The organism is Streptomyces sp. UW30, assembly GCF_008042075.1.
GTDB lineage: Bacteria > Actinomycetota > Actinomycetes > Streptomycetales > Streptomycetaceae > Streptomyces.
The window spans coordinates 1-19,629 of the sequence record NZ_RDBN01000075.1; the positions used below are offsets into that span (position 1 = coordinate 1).

Annotated in this window: 9 protein-coding genes and 1 pseudogene; all 10 read right to left on the minus strand. The window is 73.9% G+C overall.

Annotated elements, in window-relative coordinates:
• Positions 1 to 1,276, minus strand: a pseudogene (locus tag EAO75_RS43915) (hypothetical protein); the annotation flags it as partial.
• The gene (locus EAO75_RS43920) at positions 1,273 to 3,423 is read right to left on the minus strand and encodes a hypothetical protein (RefSeq protein ID WP_261989698.1); all 2,151 of its coding nucleotides are present in this window, start codon (positions 3,421 to 3,423) and stop codon (positions 1,273 to 1,275) included. The gene EAO75_RS43920 and the pseudogene EAO75_RS43915, both read right to left, overlap by 4 nt.
• Before the next feature lie 76 nt (positions 3,424 to 3,499).
• Positions 3,500 to 6,325, minus strand: a complete 2,826-nt coding sequence (locus EAO75_RS43925; RefSeq protein ID WP_148000739.1) for a hypothetical protein — start codon at positions 6,323 to 6,325, stop codon at positions 3,500 to 3,502.
• Positions 6,322 to 9,960, minus strand: a complete 3,639-nt coding sequence (locus tag EAO75_RS43930; protein ID WP_148000740.1) for a tubulin-like doman-containing protein — start codon at positions 9,958 to 9,960, stop codon at positions 6,322 to 6,324. Before EAO75_RS43930 ends, EAO75_RS43925 begins: the two co-directional genes overlap by 4 nt.
• Before the next feature lie 156 nt (positions 9,961 to 10,116).
• The gene (locus EAO75_RS43935) at positions 10,117 to 12,372 is read right to left on the minus strand and encodes a VWA domain-containing protein (protein ID WP_261989699.1); all 2,256 of its coding nucleotides are present in this window, start codon (positions 12,370 to 12,372) and stop codon (positions 10,117 to 10,119) included.
• A gap of 220 nt (positions 12,373 to 12,592) precedes the next feature.
• A complete protein-coding gene (locus EAO75_RS43940) occupies positions 12,593 to 13,144 on the minus strand; it encodes a Pycsar system effector family protein (RefSeq protein WP_148000742.1) in 552 nt (183 codons plus the stop codon).
• The gene (locus tag EAO75_RS43945; RefSeq protein ID WP_187284850.1) at positions 13,141 to 14,880 is read right to left on the minus strand and encodes a hypothetical protein; all 1,740 of its coding nucleotides are present in this window, start codon (positions 14,878 to 14,880) and stop codon (positions 13,141 to 13,143) included. Before EAO75_RS43945 ends, EAO75_RS43940 begins: the two co-directional genes overlap by 4 nt.
• Positions 14,873 to 17,497 carry a hypothetical protein gene (locus tag EAO75_RS43950; RefSeq protein ID WP_187284851.1) on the minus strand — a complete coding sequence of 875 codons (2,625 nt, stop codon included), beginning with the start codon at positions 17,495 to 17,497 and terminating at the stop codon, positions 14,873 to 14,875. Before EAO75_RS43950 ends, EAO75_RS43945 begins: the two co-directional genes overlap by 8 nt.
• 5 nt (positions 17,498 to 17,502) lie before the next feature.
• A complete protein-coding gene (locus EAO75_RS43955; protein WP_148000743.1) occupies positions 17,503 to 18,357 on the minus strand; it encodes a hypothetical protein in 855 nt (284 codons plus the stop codon).
• Positions 18,358 to 18,544: 187 nt separating this feature from the next.
• Complete coding sequence (locus tag EAO75_RS43960) at positions 18,545 to 19,264, minus strand: Crp/Fnr family transcriptional regulator (protein ID WP_148000744.1); 720 nt, start codon at positions 19,262 to 19,264, stop codon at positions 18,545 to 18,547.
• Positions 19,265 to 19,629 lie beyond the last annotated feature (365 nt).

The following is a 19,629-nucleotide window of genomic DNA, read 5'->3' on the forward strand; positions in this document are numbered from 1 at the left end:
CCAGGGTCATGGGCCGGCGCCAGACCCGGCCCCGCTTCGAGCACCGGGCGGCGGGAGGAGGAGGCGGCGGAGGCGGCGCCGTGGGTGCCGAGTTCGCGTGGGGCTCCGGGTGCGGGTCCGCGTACGGGTCGACACGCTGCCTCGGGTACGGGTCGACGTGCGGCGCCGCATACTGGTCCGCGCGCGGCTGCGGATACTGGTCCGCGCGCGGCTCGGCGTACGCAGCCGGGTTCGGCTCCGCGGTGACCGCCGCGCGGGCCGGCTCCCCGGCGAGGTCCCACTCCCGGTCCCGGGCCGGTTCGGGCTCGCGTTCCTGGTCCCGCACGGAGGCCGGGATCCTCGTGCCGCCCGGCGGCGTGCGGTCCGTGCCGAGGATCTGCTGGAGTCGGGCGCGGCGCCGCTCCCAGTCCAGGGTCGCTCCGCCGGCGAGCTCCTCGACCAGCTGCGGCACTCCGGGACGCGCCTGCCGATGGGCGAGGAGGTGCCTGACCAGCTGGGCCGCCGCCCGGTGCTCGAAGCGGGGCCGGGTCTGGCGCCGGCCCATGACCCTGGCCAGCGGACCGGAACCGCCCGTGTCCGGCTCCCAGCGCGGCACGGCCATCAGCCGCAGGGGATGGGTGTCGGCGGTGTCGCAGGTGGCGAACGTCCACTCCTGCCCCAGCCAGTCCCCGAACAGCAGGAACAGCCCGAGATAGACCACCGGCACCGCGTCCCGGTCGGGCCAGTCGCGCGGGGTCTCGTCCTCCAGGAGCAGCGACACCCGCTGCGTCGGATCGCGCAGCAGCTCCGCGGTGGCGAGGATCAGCGCGTGCTCGACCTTCGGCAGCCGCTCCAGCATGCCCGGCAGCCGGCCGAACGCCAGCTCGTCGAGGTAGGTGCCGTCGAACTCGGGCAGCTGCCCGGAGGCCTGCTCGGCCTTCTCCTGTCTGCGCCAGCCACCGTCGGCGAGCCCGAGGCACTGACGCACCTTCAGGCTGCCGCGGTCGCCGACCAGGACATGGCTGACGGTGCTGGGCCGCCCGCCCCGGTCGGTGGTGGGCCAGCGCTGCACGAGCAGGACGTCGCCGTCGCCGGACAGCGTCCGCACCACGCTCGGCCGGGCGGCCGCCGCGCCGGACACCCACAGCAACGGGCCCAGCTCCCGGCCGAGTTCCTCGGCGCGCTCGACGTCGCAGGAGTGCGCGACCGCGTTCATGCCGGTGCCCTGACGGCCGTGGTTGCCGTCCCAGCGGTAGACGACCTGCTCCACCGAGCCCCGGTCCTGGAAGTCGTTCACTGAAGTTCCCCTCCCTCGGATCCCTCGGGCTCCTCGGGCCCTTCCGTCCTCTCGAATGACTCGGCCTGCGCGGCTTCGCCCCACGGCACCGCCTCCAGCGCGGGCGCCTCCCCCACCGCCAACGCCTCACCGCCGCCGGGCAGTTGAATCAGCCCGTGCATGGCGAAGAGCGCCAGCAGCGGCTCCAGTACCCGCCGGGGTCCCGCCCCCGCCGGATAGCGGCCCTGGTCCTCCTGGCCGCCGGTGGCCGACGCGATGTGCAGGGTGCACCGGCGGATCGCGTCGAAGGGGCGCAGCCACGCCTGGCCCGCGTGCCGGCGCAGCAGCCCGTAGAGGTCGCGGCTCTCCTCGCGCATCAGCGCCGGGTCCAGCGAGGTCGCCGGCGTCCGGGTCAGCCACCGGTCGACGGGCGGCTGGAACCTGAGGAGGTCGGCCTTGCCGAGCACCATCGCGGCCGGCACGTCCACGTACCCGCCGTTCTTCGGCAGCCGGTCCAGGACCGTGCCGAAGGCGAGGTCGCCGTCCCGGTTCACCTCCACGCCCCAGCGTTCCCTGGCGTGGTCCAGCTGCGCCAGCGGCAGGGCCAGCGCCGGGTCGACGACGAAGACCAGGGCGTCGACACCGAGCAGGAACCTGAGCGCGGCGTCGGTACGGACCAGGTCCTCGCCACCGAGGTCGAAGAAGGCGACCGGGCGCACCTGCCCCCGTGCGTCGGTGATCAGCAGGGACTCCACGAAGCGGGCGAAGTCGTCCATGCCCAGGGCCGCGGTGTGGTCCAGCACCTTGCCGTTGCGCAACGGCTGCACCCGGTCCCGTACGAAGCGGGCGTGCTGCTCGGGGTTGACGGACTGCCACTTCAGGCCGAACGGCTCCAGTCCGCCGTCGGTGATCGCCGCGATCATCTGGGTCAGCAGATGGCTCTTGCCGGTGGAGGACTGGCCGACCATCGCGACGGTCAGCGGGCGGCCGTACGTCAGGTAGGGCACCGGGATGTAGTGCGCGGGGAACTCCGGGTCCGCGGTGCACTTCTGGACGGCGCCGCGCATGATGTCGCCCCGGCGCACCGGGTTGTTGATGCCCTTGAGGTCCAGCGGCTTGTACTGCATCCGGCTGTCGGTGACGAACAGTTTGGTGAGGTCGAGCCGGATGGACTCCAGGCAGTACGGGCACAGCACCTCGGCGCCGGACTGCTCGGCGTCCGAACCGCCGCGGGGCCGGGCGGCGGGTGCCTGCCGTTTGAGGCGCAGCGCCTCCTCGAAGGCCTCGTGGTGCGGGCGTGTCTCGTCGGGGGGCACCGCGAGCCGGACGCGGCGGGCGGCACCCGGCGCGACGAGGTCGAGCACCTGGGCGGGCGTCGGCCGGTCGGCCGCCATCGGGGCGAAGGCGTCCCGCAGCGTCCGGTCCAGCTTGCGGTGATCGCCGAGGTCGCCGGGCGGCCGGTCGGCGGGGCCGGGCCGCCCGGTCGCCAGCCGGTAGAGCACCTGGGCGGCGCTCCACACCGCGTCCCGGGGGTCGGCGAGACCGTCGCCGCCGCGCTGTTCGGGCGGGCAGAAGGGCGAGCGGCCCCACGGGCGCCTCGGCCGGCCGATCCGGGTCACCGACTCCAGCCCCCACAGCTGGACCTTCGCGCCGTCCCAGAGCACGGTGGCGGGCGAGATGCCGCGCGGCACCAGGCCCTGTCCCTCCAGCAGGCACAGGGCCAGCATCAGGTCCCGGGTGAAGATCTCCTGGTCGGCCGCGCCCATCACATGGATCCGCGAGACGGCCGTACCGCGCGGCGGGTCGTACAGCAGGAACGGCTCGGCCGTGTCCAGCTCGTGCCCGACCAGCCGCGGGAAGAGCGCCGCGTACTCCGTGTCGCCGAGCACCTGGTGCAGTTGCACGGCGGCGCCGGCCTCGGTGTCCAGCAGGGCGCGTGCCGCCGGGTTCGCCGCGTCCTTGGCGCTCAGCCGTACCTGGACGCACTGCTGGCCCTCGTCGTCGAGCACGGCCTTGCGCAGCAGTTGGGGCAGCAGCCGGTCGCGCCGGAACTCGCGGCCGACCCGTACCGGGGTGACGCGCCTGCGCCCCGACGGCACGGTGAACGCGAGCTTGTCCGGAGGCGGCCCGCCCGGCCCCGGCGGACGGGAATGCGTGGTGCTGGTCACCGGCGGTCCTTTCGTTGGTACATGTGCAGCGGGCCGTACGGGTACGTGCCCGGCGGTCCGGGACGCGAGCTGCCGATCACCAGCGATCCCCGTCCCCTCGGCCGCGGCCCTCGCCGCGCTCGCCGCCCTCGCCACCGCCGGAACCCGCCCAGCCGTCCGAGGCCGGCCAGTCGTCGGGGTCGGTTCGGTCGTACGAGGCCGTGCGGTCGTACGGGTCCGGGCGGTCGTACGGGTTCGTCGCCTCACCCACGTCGGCCCGGTCATAGGAGTCGGCCCGGTCGTACCCGTCGGCCCGGTCGTACCCCTCCGTCTGCCCGTACGCATCCGTCGTCCCGTCGGGTCCCGAGCCGTGCCGGGCTCGGACGGTGTGGACCACGCCCATCCGCAGCGGGGTGAGCCGGACCAGCCCGGCGTAGCGGCCCGAGGACGTCCACAGGACCTCCTCCGGGTGGACCGAACCGCTCGCCCGCCAGGACTTCTCGACCTCGTCGCGTACGGCCCTCGGGGCGAACCTGAGCCAGGTCGCGGCGGCCGGGTCGCGGCTGAGCAGCGTGCCCTGCTCGGGTGTGGACAGCTGCACCACCGCCTGCCGGTCGGCGTCCGCGCCGACCAGTTCGGCCAACCCGTACGGGTCGGTGCCGAGCAGGTTCGCCGAGGTGGCACGGACCCGGCGCGGGGCGGCGAACGGGGGCGGGGCCAGCACCCCGTTGTGCTGGAGGTGATGGCGGGCCGTGGACAGCAGTTCGCGGACCCGCTCCTCGGTGCGCCGGACGGCACGCGCGCCGGCCTGGCCGCGCTCGACGGCGCCCCAGTAGTGCTTCATGGCCTCCAGGGCGGCGTCCGTCAGATCGGCGGACAGGGTGGCGACCAGCTCCGGACCGCCCTCACCGCTCTCCCGCTCCAGCCAGCGCGGCACGTCCTTGGGACGGCTCCCCCAAGGGTTCCCGGAGCTGCTCCCCTGATCCCTCTCCCTCTCCCTCTCCCGGTCCTTGTCCTCCCCGGCCTCGTCCCACTGCTCCCCGTCCTCCCAGGCGTACACGCTCGCCCAGTCGCTGTCCCCGTCGTCGGAGCCGGCGTACTCCTCGTCGGGTTCCAGGTCGGGGTCGTCGGAGAGCCAGTCGTCGTCGAGGTGCGGGCCGGCACCGGACGCGCCGGATCCGCCGGACGCCCCGGTGGCCGCGAGCCGCGCCGGCTCGGGCACCGCCTCCGCCTCCGCCGCGGCCGCCGTCGCCCGCAGCATCCCGGCGACGGAACGGGCGGCGTCGGCGCAGTACAGACGCTCCTCGACGGCCCAGTGCTCGCGGACCGCCTCGGCCAGGAGGCCGTCCAGACCCTCAAGTGCCTGACGCACCACGGCGGTTGTGTGAGCCGGGGCCCAGGCCGCGGCCGCCGCCCGCCAGAGCCGGCGTACGGTCTCCACCGCGATCCCGAGACCGGCCAGCAGGCCGATCGTGCCCATCCAGACCGGCGAGTCGGTCGCGTACCCCACGCCCGCGCCGACCGCGCCGCCGCAGAACGCCGCGACTCTCGGCGCCACGGCCCAGCGGCCCGGGCGCCCGGCGCCCCGCAGCCGGGCCGACCCGAGCGCCGCCATGCCGACGAAAAGCAGCGGCACAAGGACCGCGAGGGCGAGGAACGGCCCCGACCACAGCGCGCCGAGCAGCCCCGCCCCGGCCGCCGCCAGCGGTCCGGCCACCGGCACCCCGGGCACCTCGGTACCCGCCGCTCCCGTCGTCTGCCGGGCCACGGCCTCGGCGGAGTGCGGGGCGAGCTTCGGCAGCAGCGCCGAGCCCGGCAGCGGCTCGACCCGGCCGGCGAGACCGGTGAAACGCTGGGCCACCGACCGCAGGGCGAGCCCCTGCCCCAGCAGTTTCAGGGCGAACTCCCGCAGCCCCTCGCCGATCCGCTCCCCCATGCCCTCGGCCGACGGCACCCGCAGCCCGAGGGCCGCCAGCCGGGTGGTCGACTCGGCGGCGGACGGTGCCGTGCCGCCGCCGCTGCGCAGGGCCGTGGCGACGAGGTCCCGGTAGTTGTCGAGCGCCTTGCGCGCCTGGTCGACCTCCGCCTCGAACGTCTCGCGGCGCGACGCCCGCAGCAGACCGGGCAGGGTCCGCAGCCCGGCCAGCGCGTCGTCGGCGTAGTCGAGGGCGTCCGCGCAGGCGCGGTGGGCGTCGTCGGCGATGCCGCCGGGTTCCCGGTGCCCGAGGTCCCGGCCGCCGCGGCCGGCCACCAGCCCGCGCAGCGGCTCCGGCAGATCGGCTCCGGAGGAGGCCGTCAGCACCACGTCCGGCGCCAGGTCGTCGTCCGCTCCGGCGAACCGGGTGAGCGCGTCGCGCCACGCCCGGTCGCGCACCTCCGGCGGCAGGTCCTGCTCCAGCAGCCGTACGCCGGGCGCGGCGACGGCCTCGGGCAGCGCCTGCACGCTCTCCAGCACGCTGAGATAGACGTCCGGCACCGACAGCACATCCACCAGGATCGACAGCGCGTCCGGGTCGTCGGCCGCGGGCTGCTCCAGCGCGGTGCGCGCCGAGCGCAGATCGCCGGCCCACAGCAGCCCGCTGCCCGAGGCCCGCAGCACCGAGGGGCGCAGCAGCCGGCGGTCGGGCTGGAAGCCGCCCTCCTCGCCGGCGAACGAGCCCGGTGCGCTGCCGACGAGCAGGATGAGCAGCCTGACCTCGCCCACGGCCCGGTAGCCGGTGAGCAGTTCGTACTGCGTCTGGTGGTCGTTGAGCCCGGCGGGGGTGTCGACCACCAGGAACAGCGGGTCGTCCGGTTCCGGCAGCCCGGCCCGGCCCAGCTCCTGGGCGACTCTGTCCCGCAGGGCCGACGGACTGTGCAGCGCCGCCGCCCCGGCGCGCAGGTCCAGGCGGATGACGGTGCGGAAGGCCTGAGGCACGCTCACTGCGCGTCACCGTCCCAGGGGTTGCTGCGGCCGGAGTCTCCGGGCGGGTCCTCGTCGCCCCAGGGGCTGCCGCGGCGGGGGTCGCCGGGCTCGTCGTCGTCCCAGGGAGCCCGCCGCCGGCCGTCCTGGCCGTCCTGGCCGTCCGCGCCCCGGCGGTCGCCGAGGTCGGGGTCGGCGTAGTCGTCGTGCCGGCGGTCGCCGCCCGGCCTGCCGTAGTCGTCGGGGTCGTCGTGCCGGCCGCCCGGGCGAGGGCCGGTCCCGGCGTCGCGGCGGGTGCCCCAGCCGTCACGGCTCTCCCGTTCCGCGTCGCCACGTTCGTCGCCGTAGGGCCGGTCGGCGTCGTACGACCTGCCTTCGCCGTACGGCTTCTCGTAGTCGTCGTCGCGGCCCCGGCCGCGCGGCGCGACCGGGGTGGTGCCCCAGTCGTCGTCGTCCGGTGCCGGGCGCCGGGGTGCCGCATAGTCCTCGCGGGTGCGGGGGTCGGCCGGTGTGCCGCCGCGGACGTGTTCCAGCAGGGTGCGCAGCGTCGGCTGCACGGCACGCTGGTCGCCGAACTCGGTGTCCAGCGCCGCGGGCAGGGTCTCCGCCCAGAACTCCCACAGCGGGCGCACCCAGCCCTCGACCCGCTCGCCGCCCCGCTCCCGGCGTTCCGCCAGCAGCTCCAGCTGGCGCGGGGCGACCTTCTCGACCAGGTCGACGAAGAGGGGATGCGGTTCGCTGCCGGCCCGGGCCAGGCCCACCGGCTGAGCCCCCATCAGCTCACGGCAGTAGTCCTCGACGATCCGCTCGTCGTCCAGGACCGTCCAGCGCTCGTACGACCGCATCAGTTCGGCCCAGCTGGACACCCCGCCGGGGAAGTCCCCGAGGCGCAGCCGGACGCCCGGGACCTGGGTGCCCTTCTCGGGGTGCAGCCGCAGCCGGATCCGGTCCGGCGAGGACGGGTCGCCGTCGACGACGTCCACCTGGCCGTTCCACATGCAGCACAGCAGGCGGTGCAGGATGACGCGGCGGTCCTCCTCGCTGCTGACCATCCAGCTGTCGCGGTAGCCGAGCCGCTGCCGCCACCGCAGCACGTCCTGGGCCTGCTCGGAGTCCTTGGCCCGGGCCCACTGGCGCAGCACCTTGCGGGCCTCGGGCACCTGGGTGAGGCTCATCTCGCTGCGGAAGAGGACGACGGTGATCGAGTCGCTCTCCACGCCCCGGTACTCCACGGAGTTCTTCGCGTCGGAGGGCAGCCGCAGCGTCTTGCCGAGGAACTCCTGCACCTCCTCCACGGCCTGCACCCGCGGATAGGTCACGAGGACCCGCAGCAGCCCGGTGCCCTCGGGGGTGAACCCGACCGGCAGCAGCCCGGCCAGCTTGCGCCCGAACAGGTCGAGTGCCTCCTTGCTGACCTGGTCCTTGGCATCCGCGTCGCCGGCCGCCGCGGCCAGCAGCGTGCCCATGGGCGGCAGCAGCGGCCGCTCCTCCAGATGGGCCCCGCTCTCGGCGAACAGCCGGGTGATCCGTGCCTCCAGCTGCCCCTTGACCCGGGCCACCGAGCCCTCGGGGTCGCGCCGGCTGAGCCCGTGGACCTGCCGCCAGGTGTCGCCGTCGACCAGCTTGAGCAGCAGCGCCGCCTCGTCGTCGTTCTCGCGCAGGCCCTCGCGGCGGATCAGCCGGGTGACGACGTCCTCGTAGAAGTGGTTGAGGGTGCGCTGCGGCGGCAGCAGATACGAGATGCCGGTGCGGTCCTCGTACAGTTCGAGGCCCTTCTGCTGGGCGCTCTTGCGCTCCTGGTCGCTGTGCCGGCGGAAGGCGCTCACCAGCCGGCCGAGGTCGGTGCCGGCCGCGTCGGCCTGGGGCTGCCAGTGCATCTGCTGCTCGCGCCAGGCCTCGTGCCACACCTGCCGGCAGCGCCACTGGTACCAGAGGTTCTGCTCCTCGATGGCGGCCTGCACGTCGTCGTCGCCCCAGCGGGCCGGTGCCAGGCCCCCCAACTGGCCCTTGATCCGGGGGATCTTGGGCGGCTGCTCGGTCACCCCGGGCGGGCGCTGCGGGGTGCGGGCGCGGTGGTCCAGCATGCCGAGGAAGCCGAGCCGGGCGATGGGTTCCTCGCTGTCCGGGACGCCCCTGACGACGCGTTCGGCGAGGAAGGGGTCCACGGTCTGGAGCAGCTTGTCGATGGCGGGGCGGGGGGCGAACCGGTCGGCCATCGCGATGGCCGACCGGTTGGCCTCGGCCCGCAGGTCGGTCAGCAGCCGCTGCATGTCCGCGATGCGTTCGCCGAGCGCCCCCTCGATGCTGCGGCCGCCGCGCGGCAGCGGATCGGGCTCGGGCACCGGCAACTGCCGTCGTTCCCACAGCTCTTCCAGGTGGGAGTCGGCGAACAGCTGCCGGATCATCGGCACGGCCTCGTCCCGCTGCGCCGCCCTCGGCTGCTCCACGAGGTCCGTGACCGCGAGCCGCAGCAGCCGCCCGGCCACCAGGTCGGCCATCTGCTCCATGGGGGCGGTCATGGAGGCGACGAGGCTGGTGGACACGCCCTGCCGGCCGATGCCGGTCGGGGAGACGGCGCTGCGTTGCACGCCCCGGTTGATGAAGCTCGCCGCGAAGGTCGTGAAGTCGTCGTCGGCGGCCAACTTCCGGCCCCGGGCCCGGCCGTCGCCCAGCTCGGTGCCGATCAGCGACATCACCAGGGAGACGATGGAGCGGCGCAGGTCGTCGGCGCGGATACCGGCTGTGGGGCTGAACAGGAACGCGGTGGGCAGGATGCCGGTGCGCAGCCGGATCGGGATCGTGCCCGGGTAGCGGATACCGCCCCCGGGCTCCTGGTCGAGATCGCCGATCTCGTGGCCCTCCGACGGCGCGTTCTGCGTGTCCACCAGCCGGAACAGGTCGACCAGGGACCGGGCCGCGTTCAGTTCGGCCTCGCGCCCGCCGCCGGTCGCGGCGGAGAACGACGACGGCATGACGACCAGCGGGTAGATCTTCACGCCGTCGAAGCGGCGCAGCTGGAAGGCGTGGTTGATGAGGTGCAGATAGTCGAGGAAGATGCCCGCTCCGGTGCCGCCGGCCACCGAGAAGGCGACGAACACGTCACAGCCGTTGACCTTGCCGCCGCCGAGTTCGCTCAGCTCGCCGGCCGACTTGGCGATCGCGTCGATCGCCTGGAGCAGCGGTTCCAGGACCGGGCCGAGGCCGTGCCGGAGCGTGGCGAACAGGGCCGCCCGGCCGACGGTCGGCAGCTGCCCGGCGCCGGCGTGCAGCGGGGTGACCTTCGGCTCGTCGACGCGCGGCGGCAGCCAGTCGGCGACCTCGTCGCGCAGCACCGCCCGGAGCATCTTGGTCACTTCCGGGGAGGCGTCGAAGTTCGGCAGCAGGTTGTGGGTGGCCCGCGAGGTACGGGCGTACGCGGCCCGCAGGGACGGGTCCACGTTGAACTGCGGCAACCGCTGGAGGTCGCTCTCGCTGTAGTCGGCGTACACGAACTGGAGGCAGTCGGGCAGCTGGAACGGGGCGTGGCCGCTGTTCCGGCTCAGCGCCATGCCGTCGGGTCCGCACAGCTCGGCGCGCAGTCTGCGTTCCAGCTCGGCACCGACCAGTCCGCCGGTGCCGCCCAGGCCGACGAACATCATCGGCTGGAAGATCTTCATGGTTTCCTCCCCGCTGTACGGCCGGCGGGCGGCCGCAGGATTGTGCTGGGTACGTCCGTGGTGCCGCGGGCGGGCCGGCCGCGCGGCGATGGGATGCGGTGCGGTGTGCCGGTGCGGGGGCGGGCAGGCCGGTGCCGGCCCGGCCCGCCCCGCGCGTCACAGGAAGTCGTCGTAGGCGCCGCCCGTGCTGGGATTCCTCGGGCCGCTGCCACCGGCGTAGGCGCTCTCCGGCGAGTGCGGGCCCGGGGCCGGGCCCCCGCCGATGGAGAGGCTCAGCGTGTCGGTCAGCTGGACCCGGCCGCGGATCGGCAGCGGGATGCGGCTTCCGCTCTTGCGCACCACGGCGCCGCCCTCGCGGCTGCGCCGCACCGCGTACGGGCCGTGCGCGCGCTTCTCGATGCGCGGGCTGCGATGGGCCTCGGCGAGGGCGAACTCGTACCACTGCTTGTTGTTGCCGTGCCCGGCCTTGTGCTCGTTGACGACGGTGCCGTCCTCGGCGACCAGTTGCAGCACCAGTCCGAACGGGTCCCGCCGGCGCCTGCGCAGCCGTAGCCAGGCGACGACCGCGGCGACGGCCAGCGCGAGCGCCACGGCGCCGGCGACGAACGCCCACCAGTACTTGTCCCAGAGCCCGGGCTCGGGTGTGACCCGCACCGAGACCGGGGCGCGTTCGAGGGTCCGGTCGTCGTCGGTGGTGTCGACGACGGTGAAGGTGCCGGACAGGTCGAGGCCGTCGCCGAGTCGGTCGCCGAAGGCGCTCTCGGGGGAGACCCGGACGGTGACCTGCCGGGTGCCCTGCTCGCCGGGCTTGAGGGTGATCTCCTTCGGCTCGACGGAGAGCAGCCCGTCCTTCACGTCGGCGACGGACAGCCGCAGGGTGTGCGGGGCGTCGGTGGTGTTGCTGACATCCAGGGTGCCGGTGACCGTGCCGCCGGGGTGGGTGTCCCCGTCGGGCAGTTCGAGCGGTGCCTTGACGGGCAGTTCGCCGGGTGCGACCTGGCCGGTCTCGCTGCGGGTGTCGGCGCTCAGGCCCGAGGCGGTCAGCGTGGCGCTCACCGTCAGCGCTCCGGTGGCGTCCTCGGGGATGGTCACCGTGCCGGTGAAGGAGCCGTCGCTGGCGTCGGGGTCGGACCCCTTGCCGTTGTCGGCGAGGTCGAGGGCCAGTGCGGAGAAGCCGTCGCCGGTCAGCTCGCTGCGTACGCGCAGTCCCTCGTAGTCGCGCGGGTCCTTGATCTCGTAGCCCTCACGCGTCTGCAGCCGCATGGTCACCGTGACCTTCTCGCCGGCCTGCGGCGAAGGCGGGTCCATGGTGATGGCGCCGCGCAGTTCGCCCTGCCACAGCACGCTGACGGCGACGGGCAGCGAGCGGTGGCCCTCCGSGGCCTCGGCCTTCACCTTCCAGGTGCCGGGCAGCGGGTCGACGATCTTCAGCGCCTCGACGGTGCCGGTGCCGCCCGCCAGCTCGAAGCGGGATCCCTTGTAACGCCCGGAGGTGGTGGGGATCTTGTCGCCGGCCGGGTCGATGTAGGTGATCTTCACCTCGGGGTCGCCCTTGTCGACGACGATGCTGCCGACGGTCGCCAGCGGGGAGATGCCGATCTCCAGGGTGGCCGGCGGCCGCTTGCTGGGRCCCTCCTCGTGGCGCAGGCAGTGCGCGGCGGCGAAGATCCGCTCCAGGGTGGTGCCGACGTCCTTGGCCCCGTCGACCTTGTGGGCCTTGGGCGTSGCGGACGGCAGTTCCACGCAGCCCTTGCGGTAGCCGCCGGCGGCGATCTGGTCGAGCTGCTTCTTGTCCGGGTCGGGTCCGAAGCCCAGCGGCCAGATCTGGACGTTCTGCGCGGCGGCTTCYTTCAGCGCCTCCTTCAACTGCCGTTCGCCYTCGGCCGCTCGGTGCGCGGGGTCGCCGTACTTGAAGCTGTCCTCGACGTCCATCTTCCCGTCGGTCAGCAGGAACAGCACCCGGGGCACCGAGGCGTCGGAGCCGTCGGTGAGGTCGTCCACGCCCTGCCGGATGGCGGTCGGGAGGTCGGTTCCGGTGCCCTCGCTCTTCTTGCGGCCGCGCAGTTCGTCGACGCACTTGCCGACCTCCTCGCGGCCCGCCGCGTCCAGCGTGGTGCGCGGGCAAACCGGATCCACCACGCGCTGGCCGGCCTTCTCCGCGGCGGCGAAGCCGAACACGGTGACCTGCGAGGACGAGGACACGTCGCCCAGCGCGATCCGCTTGGCGGCAGCCTTCTCGGCCTTCATGTCCTCGGGCGCGAGGCTGGCCGACTCGTCCACGGCCACCGCGTAGTTGACGGCCGGGAACGCGGAGGTGGAGTCCGCCGCCGGCACCGGATCCTGACCGGCCGGTGCCAACAGGGACACGAACACCGCGGTGCCGCCGAGCACCGAGGCCGCGGCGCGGCGCACCCGGGGCCTTCCTGTCTGCCGTCTTCCCGTGCTTCTTCCCACGGCCGTCCCCTTGGTCTTCGACATACGTGCGTGAAGTTCGTGCTCGAGGTTCTTGATTCGTTTGTGGCGTGTACGTGGTGACGCTTCCGCGTCGTTGCTGGTGCGCGCCGGTGGCGGGTGCGGCGGTGCGTTGGCGTGTGCGCGGTGGTACACGGTTCGTGCGTGCGCCGGTCCGGGATCAGCCCGAGGTCAGTCCCCAGACCACGGCCAGCGCCGCGGACGGGGCGAGCGTGCCCACTCCCCAGCGGATGGCCCGGTACTTGGCGGACAGGATCGAGCTGACGTCGACGGCCTGGACGAGGAGCCATTTGGCCGGGTCGCGCCCGGCCTCGCCGACCCGCGCGGTCAGCCCCGCGAGGTCGTGGGATGCCACCAGGTCACCGAAGTACGTCACCCCGTCCCCGCGGCGGACCGTGCCGGTGCGCGGCATCAGCGCCGCGACCAGCGCGGCCACCGCGACGGCCCAGAGCACCCCGGACAGCACCAGCGTCACGTCGGCGAGCCCGTCCCAGGCGGGGGTGCCGCGCCACCCGGCGAGGAACGCGGGCAGCGCCAGCGTCCCCGAGAGCAGCACGGCCGCCTTGGAGTCGGCGCGCCCGAGGTCCTCCCGCACGGTCGTCAGTAACCGCTCGGCGATGCGCTCCCCCGACCGGTCGTGGCAGTGCCGACCCCCGTCCGGCACCGGCACGACCGGGTCGGGGGAGGTCCGTGCCGCGCCGTCGGCGCTCATCGGTCCTCCTCCACCCAGGACCAGCCGTCGTCCTCGGCACGTCTGCGGCGACGCGACCTCTCGTCGTCCGGGTAATAGGGCTCCGGCCGGTAGGTCCGGGGCCGGTCACCGGAGCGCGGCTCATCCTCCGGCTCATCGCCGGGGACCGGTCCCGCGGGGCCGAGCTCGGGCCGCCGCGGCAACCGCCGCACTGCGGCACGACGGTCGTCGTGGTCGACGTCGTCGTCGGGGCGGTAGCGCTCCGGCCGGTAAGTCTGACGACGGTCACGGAAGCGGGGCTCGTCGTCGTGGTCCGCGGACGGACCCGGCCGGTAGGTCCGGGGCCGGTCGTCGTAGCGGGGCTCGTCGTCGTGGTCCGCGGACGGACCCGGCCGGTAGGTCCGGGGCCGGTCGTCGTAGCGGGGCTCGTCGTCGTGGTCCGCGGACGGACCCGGCCGGTAGGTCCGGGGCCGGTCGTCGTAATGGGGCTCGTCGTCGTGGCCCGAGGAGGGACCCGGGAGGTACGCCTGGCGCCCGTCCCGGGAACGCGGCTCGTCGTCGTGATCCCCGTAGGGGGCGTACGGCTCCGGACGATACGTCCGCCGGCGGGCCCCGGCGCGGGGCTCGTCGAACTCGGCGTCGTCACGCGCGTCGTAGGGCTCGCCACGGCCGGGCCCGCGCCGGTCGGTTCCGTACCGGTCGCTTCCGTACCGGTCGTCCCCGTGCCGGTCGCTCCCCCGCCGGTCGGACTCGCCGCCCCGGGAGGGCGCCGCCCGCTGCGGCGGCCGCCGCCTGGGCGGTTCGTCCGATGCCCAGTCCGGGTTGAACGGCCGGCCGTCGGAGGCCTCCAGCTCCCGGTGCCGGCGCGCCGGCACGGTTCCGATGGGGCCCACCACGGGCCGCCCGTCGCCCTGGTTGAGCAGGTTCAGGACCTGTGTCTCCACGTCCACGGTGGCGAGTTCGCCCCGGGAGGCCATGGCGAAGAGCCGGGCGACCCGGTCCTTCTCGTCCTGCCGGCCCTCCTGGCGGATCTTCTCCAGGAAGTCCTTGGCGCCCTCGGGATCGGCGGCCAGCATGAAGCTGAGCTGCTCCAGCTCCCCGCCCTGCAGCATGCGCCGGTACGACTCCTGCCGCAGCCGGATCACCTTGGCCTGGGCGTGCGCGTCCCGCTCCTCGTCGGCGTGCTCGATGGTGCGGTCGTCCACCCGGAGCCGGACGTACAGCCGTACCCGCAGGCCGAGTTCGGAGCCGAGGTCGGCCCAGCGACCGCCCGCGCACTCGCGCGTGATGGCCCGGTTCGCCTGCTCGGCCTCCGTCACCCGATAGGTGGTGGTGACCTCACGCAGCCGTTCCAGGACCGGCGAGGTGAGCCGGTTGGCGACGTCGGTGACGACCTCCAGGGCGGCCAGATGGGGATCGGTCACCGACCACTCGATGTCCACCTCGGCCTTGAAGAAGGTGGTGCCGCCGGCAGCCGGCAGCTCCATCTGGAGCGGTGTCACATAGGTGCCGAGCGCGATCTCGCAGATGCTGTGCGGCCGGGCCAGCACCGGCTTGTCGACGTGCTGGATGCCGGAGGCCCGCTTCACCGTGTAGCCGCCGTTGCGGTAGAACTGCACCAGCGCCGAGCGCGGACTCACCCGCGGATAGCCGTCCGTCAGCGGGTTGAAGTCCCGGACGAAGGGACCCGTGGGCGCCGTCGGCTCGGGGCTCTCCGTCTCGTCCTGACCGGGCGCCTCGTCCTCGTTCTCAGCCATACCTCTCCTCCTCGCGCGTCCTCTCCCGACGCGGCCCTGCCTGGCGCGGCCTGTCCTCCGGCTCCACGGCGAGCCACCACAGGGCGCGCGCCTTCGGCTCGGGGAGCGGCTTCTCCGGGTCGTTCATCATTCGGCGCAGCAGCCAGTCCAGCCGCCGCCGGTCGTGCTCCTCGGTCGCCAGCGCGGGCAGCAGCGCCGCCAGCCCCGGCCGGGTCCACTCGGAGCCGCTCTTGCGCTCGGCCGAACGCAGCAGCTCCTCCAGCGCGTCCAACGCCACGTCCTTCGACCGCGCCGTGTTGAGCGCGGTCCACATCAAGTCGGCCATCGGCGCGACCAGTTCGGGCCGGATGGCGGCCAGGGCGAGCGAGACGGGCCAGTCCCCGCGGTCCCCCCACGGGGAGTCGCTGTCGTCGAGCAGCGAGTCGGGGTCCATCAGCAGCTCGTCCACCGTCGTCAGGGCGAGCCGCACCGTGGCCGCGAGCCCCAGGTCCTGGTAAGGCTCGCGCTTGTGGTGGGTCCAGTCGGCCATCCGCTCCAGCACCTCGGCCGCGTCCGGCAGCACCAGCAGCCGTACGACGTTGTGGGAGGCGACGCTGACCAGTTCCCCGTCGTCGCGGACCCCGATCTTGGCGAGCGCGTCCAGGGTGTCGTCCGTCGTGGCCGCGGCGTTGCCGTAGCCCAGGGCCCAGGCCGCGGTCCAGCGCTGGGACGCGGTGCCCTTGCGGCTCCAGTCGCCGATCAGCTTGTGCACCGCCTTGCGGTGCGATGCGTGGCCGGCCGCCTGGTCCAGCGTGGTGGCCGCGAAGATCAGCCGGCGGCTGGTGGTGGCCTCGGCGAGCGGCCGCACCAACTCGGTGTAGCCGTGGTCGAAGTCCCGTACGCACAGCTCCCCCGCGGACACCGCGGCGCGCATCCACACCTGGGAGCGCGGGTCGTCCGCCAGCAGCCGCAGCCAGCGCACCACCGGCGCCCGCACCGGGAAGTGCCGGTCCCACAGCTCGGTCAGCACGGCGGACGGCAGGGCGGAACCCCGGTAGAAGATCAGCCGGGCGGGCACGTCATGGCCGTCCACCTCGACCTTGCCGTCGGTCAGTTCGGCGCGCGAGAGCGCCACGTCCGCTTCCGGGTCGTCGCAGAACAGCGGGCGGGCCGGGGTGTTGTCCGGGTCGGACTGCACCGACAGTTCCCAGGTCAGCAGGTGGGCGGCGGCGGCCACGGCGCTGTGCGAGGCGCCGCCCAGCACCGCTAGCGCGATCCGGAAGGCCACCGGGTGGAACAGGGTCGCCGTGCCCGACCGGGCCGTGCCGCGCTCCGGCCGCTCCGGCTCGGCCGGCAGCGCGGTCAGGGCCCGGTCCACTCCGGCGAACCACTCCTGGGCCTGCTCGGCGGCGATGCTGCGGCAGCCGGACAGCAGATCGTCGTAGGAGACGTCCCCCAGCACATGCCCGGCCAGCAGCGACGCGAGCAACTCGGCCTCGGCGGGGCGCAGATCGTCCAGCCCGACCGCGTCGGTGATCTCGTCCCCACCCGCGAGCTCCTCCGCGCGGGCCAGCAGGTCGTCCAGGGACGTGTCGTCCTCGCGTGCCTCGGCGGTACGTTCCTCCAGGCGCTCGCGCAGCCGGGTGGTGAGCAGTTCGTCGGTGGGCGCGGGCGGGCAGAGCATGCCGTAGCGCCCGGCGAGGAGCGGGTTCGCCGCCGAGCCGACGGTGACGACGATCACCGCGAAGGCCTCGCGGCGGGCCAGGGCCGCGGCGAGCTGGTCGAGGTCCATCTCGTCCGGGGGCAGCGCGTCGGGCCGGGTCAGGGACAGCTCCAGCAGATGGCCGGTGCCGTGCCAGTCCTGACCGCCCTCGCCGTCGAGCGTCTCGGCCAACTGCCGGATGCCGCCGTCCGGATCGACCCGGCGCACGCGGGCCTCGGGCTCGGCGTCGGTGCCGTTCGCGGCGGAGGTCGTGACCTCGTCGAGCAGTGAGAGCGCGGTGCTGGTACGTCCCGTGCCGGGCGCGGCGCCGAGCACCAGCAACCGCCGGGCGCGCAGCGCGTTGCGCAGCCGTACGTACCCCTCCGGCGGCACGTGCGCCCGGCGCAGCCTGCGCAGTTCCTCCTCGGGGACGGGGCCGCTGCGCATGCCGGCGCCGGGGCGGCGGGCGCCCAGCAGGAGGTTGATGTTGTCGCCGATGTGGGCGCTCTGCAGCCGCGAGTGGGCGAAGCTGATCAGGTCGCGGTGGACGTCGAACAGCTGCCGGGTGGCGCGGCGGGTGCGCGCGGCGGCGGCGAGGTCGGTGGGCCCGTCCTCGCCCTGGTCGTCGGCGAGGGGGTCGCGGGTGCGCTCCTTGAACCGCCCGGCGGCGCGCTCCCGTTCCTTCTCCCGCTCCTTCTCCTTCTCCGCTTCCTCGTCCTCGGCGGACTTCTCGTCGCCGGAGGCGTCCTCGTCGCCGCTGTCCCGGTCGTCCTGCTTCCGGTCGTCCCCGCCCTTCCTGTCGTCCCGGTCGCGTTTCCGGTCGTCCCCGCCCTTCTTGTCGTCCCCGCCCTTCCTGCCGTCGTCGGACGACCGTCCCGCGCCGGGCTGCTCGGAGGCGTCGTCGGCCGCGCCGCCCGCCTGCTCGTCGTCGCTCACTCGGCTCAGCCCCTCCCCTGCTCGGTGACCTGGTTGCCGGACCCGCCCATCTGCACGGGCCCGTGGTAGACGTTGCTCTCGTTATGGAAGGCGTCACGCCTGACGTTTTGATGAATGCCGACGTGGCCGGGCCGATGGCCGGACATGTCCATGGCCTCGAAGTCGTCCTCGTCGCCGTCCGGCTCGTCGTCGAGCCCGTCGTCATCGAGAGGCAGGGGGCTCCCGGCGGGCGCCGGCGCCGGCGCGGCAGGCGCGGGCTCGGGGATCTCCGGGGCGGGCCGGCCGGGCAGGTGGAACCAGGCGGTGACCTCGCCCTCCTTGAGCTCCAGCCGGGCCGGGGCGTAGTGCGCGGGCTCGATGAACTTGCCGCCGGCGCTGACCACGTCCTCGTACAGGGACTGGGAGGTCACCAGCACGAGGTCGGCCTTCTCGGCATCGAGGAGCTGCCGGGCGAGGGACGAGTCGGCCAGCCGGCAGGCGAGGTCGACGGCGCGTCCGCTGATGCCCCGGTCGTCGTGGCGGACCGGGCCGACGTGCATGCCGACGCGCAGCCCGAGCGGGACGGCCAGGTCTCGGTTGACGTCCCGCAGCTTCTCGTGCGCCTCGATCAGCCACAGGCCGAGCAGCCGGCTCGCCGCGATCCGGCCGGTGACGGACACCAGCACGCCGTCGCCGCGGTCCTCCAGGTGTACGGCGTCCCGCGCGACCTTGGCGTGGGTGAAGGCCGTCTCCACCACCTGGTAGATCCGGGCGCGCATACGCGGCTTGTCGACGTCGTCGTACTCGCCGGAACGTCTGGCGTCGACGCTGATCACCAACTCGTAGTGCGCTTCGGTGAGTTCCGATGCGTCGTGGTTCACCCGTGCCCCCTGCATGTTCTGTTCGCTGGCATGTTCTGTTCGCTGCCGAAGAGGTGGTTCGCCGTGGCCGAGGAGGTGGTCCGCGGAGGTAGCCTGGACGGTCGTCCGTGGGAGGGGTCCCGCCTCATCAGGGTCGGGCCCGGGACGAGAGGCGTCTGTAGCCGTTTACACACGGCGGGGCGTGGGTCTACTCCTGATGACCGTCCGCGAGGAGGGCGAGCAGCGCGGGGTCGAGGATCTGCACCATCCGGTTGCCGGTGCGCACGATGTTCTGGGTGCGCAGCAGCCGCAGGGCCTTGGCGACGGCTTCCCGGGTGGCCCCTATCGTGGCGGCCAGCTCGTCCTGGGCCAGCTGGACGGCGGGGCCGGAGGCGGCGGCACTCGACGGGCCCGCCGCGGAAGGGGCGTAGGGGCCGGAGGGGTCGACGCCCGACAGCTCGATGAGCCGGCCGGCGAGGCGTTGGAGCACGGTGAGCGAGGCGAGCGCGGACCGTTCCTGGTCGGCGCTGCGGAGCCGGCCGGTGAGCTGACGCATCACCAGAGCGCTCACCCGGGGATACAGGATGAGAAAGCGGCGGAACGCGTCCCCGGATATGACCTGGGCCTCTATGGGACCCAGCGCGCGCACGGTGGCACTGCGGGGATGCTGGTCCAACGCGGCCATCTCACCCAGCAGTTCACCCGGGCCGCGCAGGCCGAGTATCAGCCGGGTGGCCCCTCGGTCCGTCGCCACGGACACGGTCACCCACCCCCGAATGATGATCAAGACGTGACTGGACCGGTCCCCCTCTGTGAGCAGATGGGTATCGGCCGGATAGCTCTTCCGATGGCCGAGAGCCATGACGCCCTCGTGCTCCTGGGGAGTCAGCGTCTGTGCGAACGCCAGCTCATTTCCGAGCAGCCCCATGGCCAGTCCCCCGCCGCAGTCCGGACGCCTGGAATTTCGATGGGTGTTGATGGTGGCAGGGCGAAGGTTCACGCCGAGCGGATTGCGCCATACCGGGGGTACTGGCCGGTAGTTGCGGAATGCCAGGTTGGTCGCCCCGTCGCCGCGCGCCCCCGCCGCACGCCGCCACGCCGCGACCACCGCAGGCGGGGTCCACCTCGCCCGCGCCCGAAGGAACGACCGTGAGGTCAGACCCGATGCTCGGACAAGGGACCGCTTCGATGCCGGGATTCGGTCAACGGATGGAGAGTTGGCGAAAACTCGGGTTTGGGCTGTGACAGCGGTGATGGCGTGGTGGTGGAGGGGTGAGGGGACGGTGAGGCGGG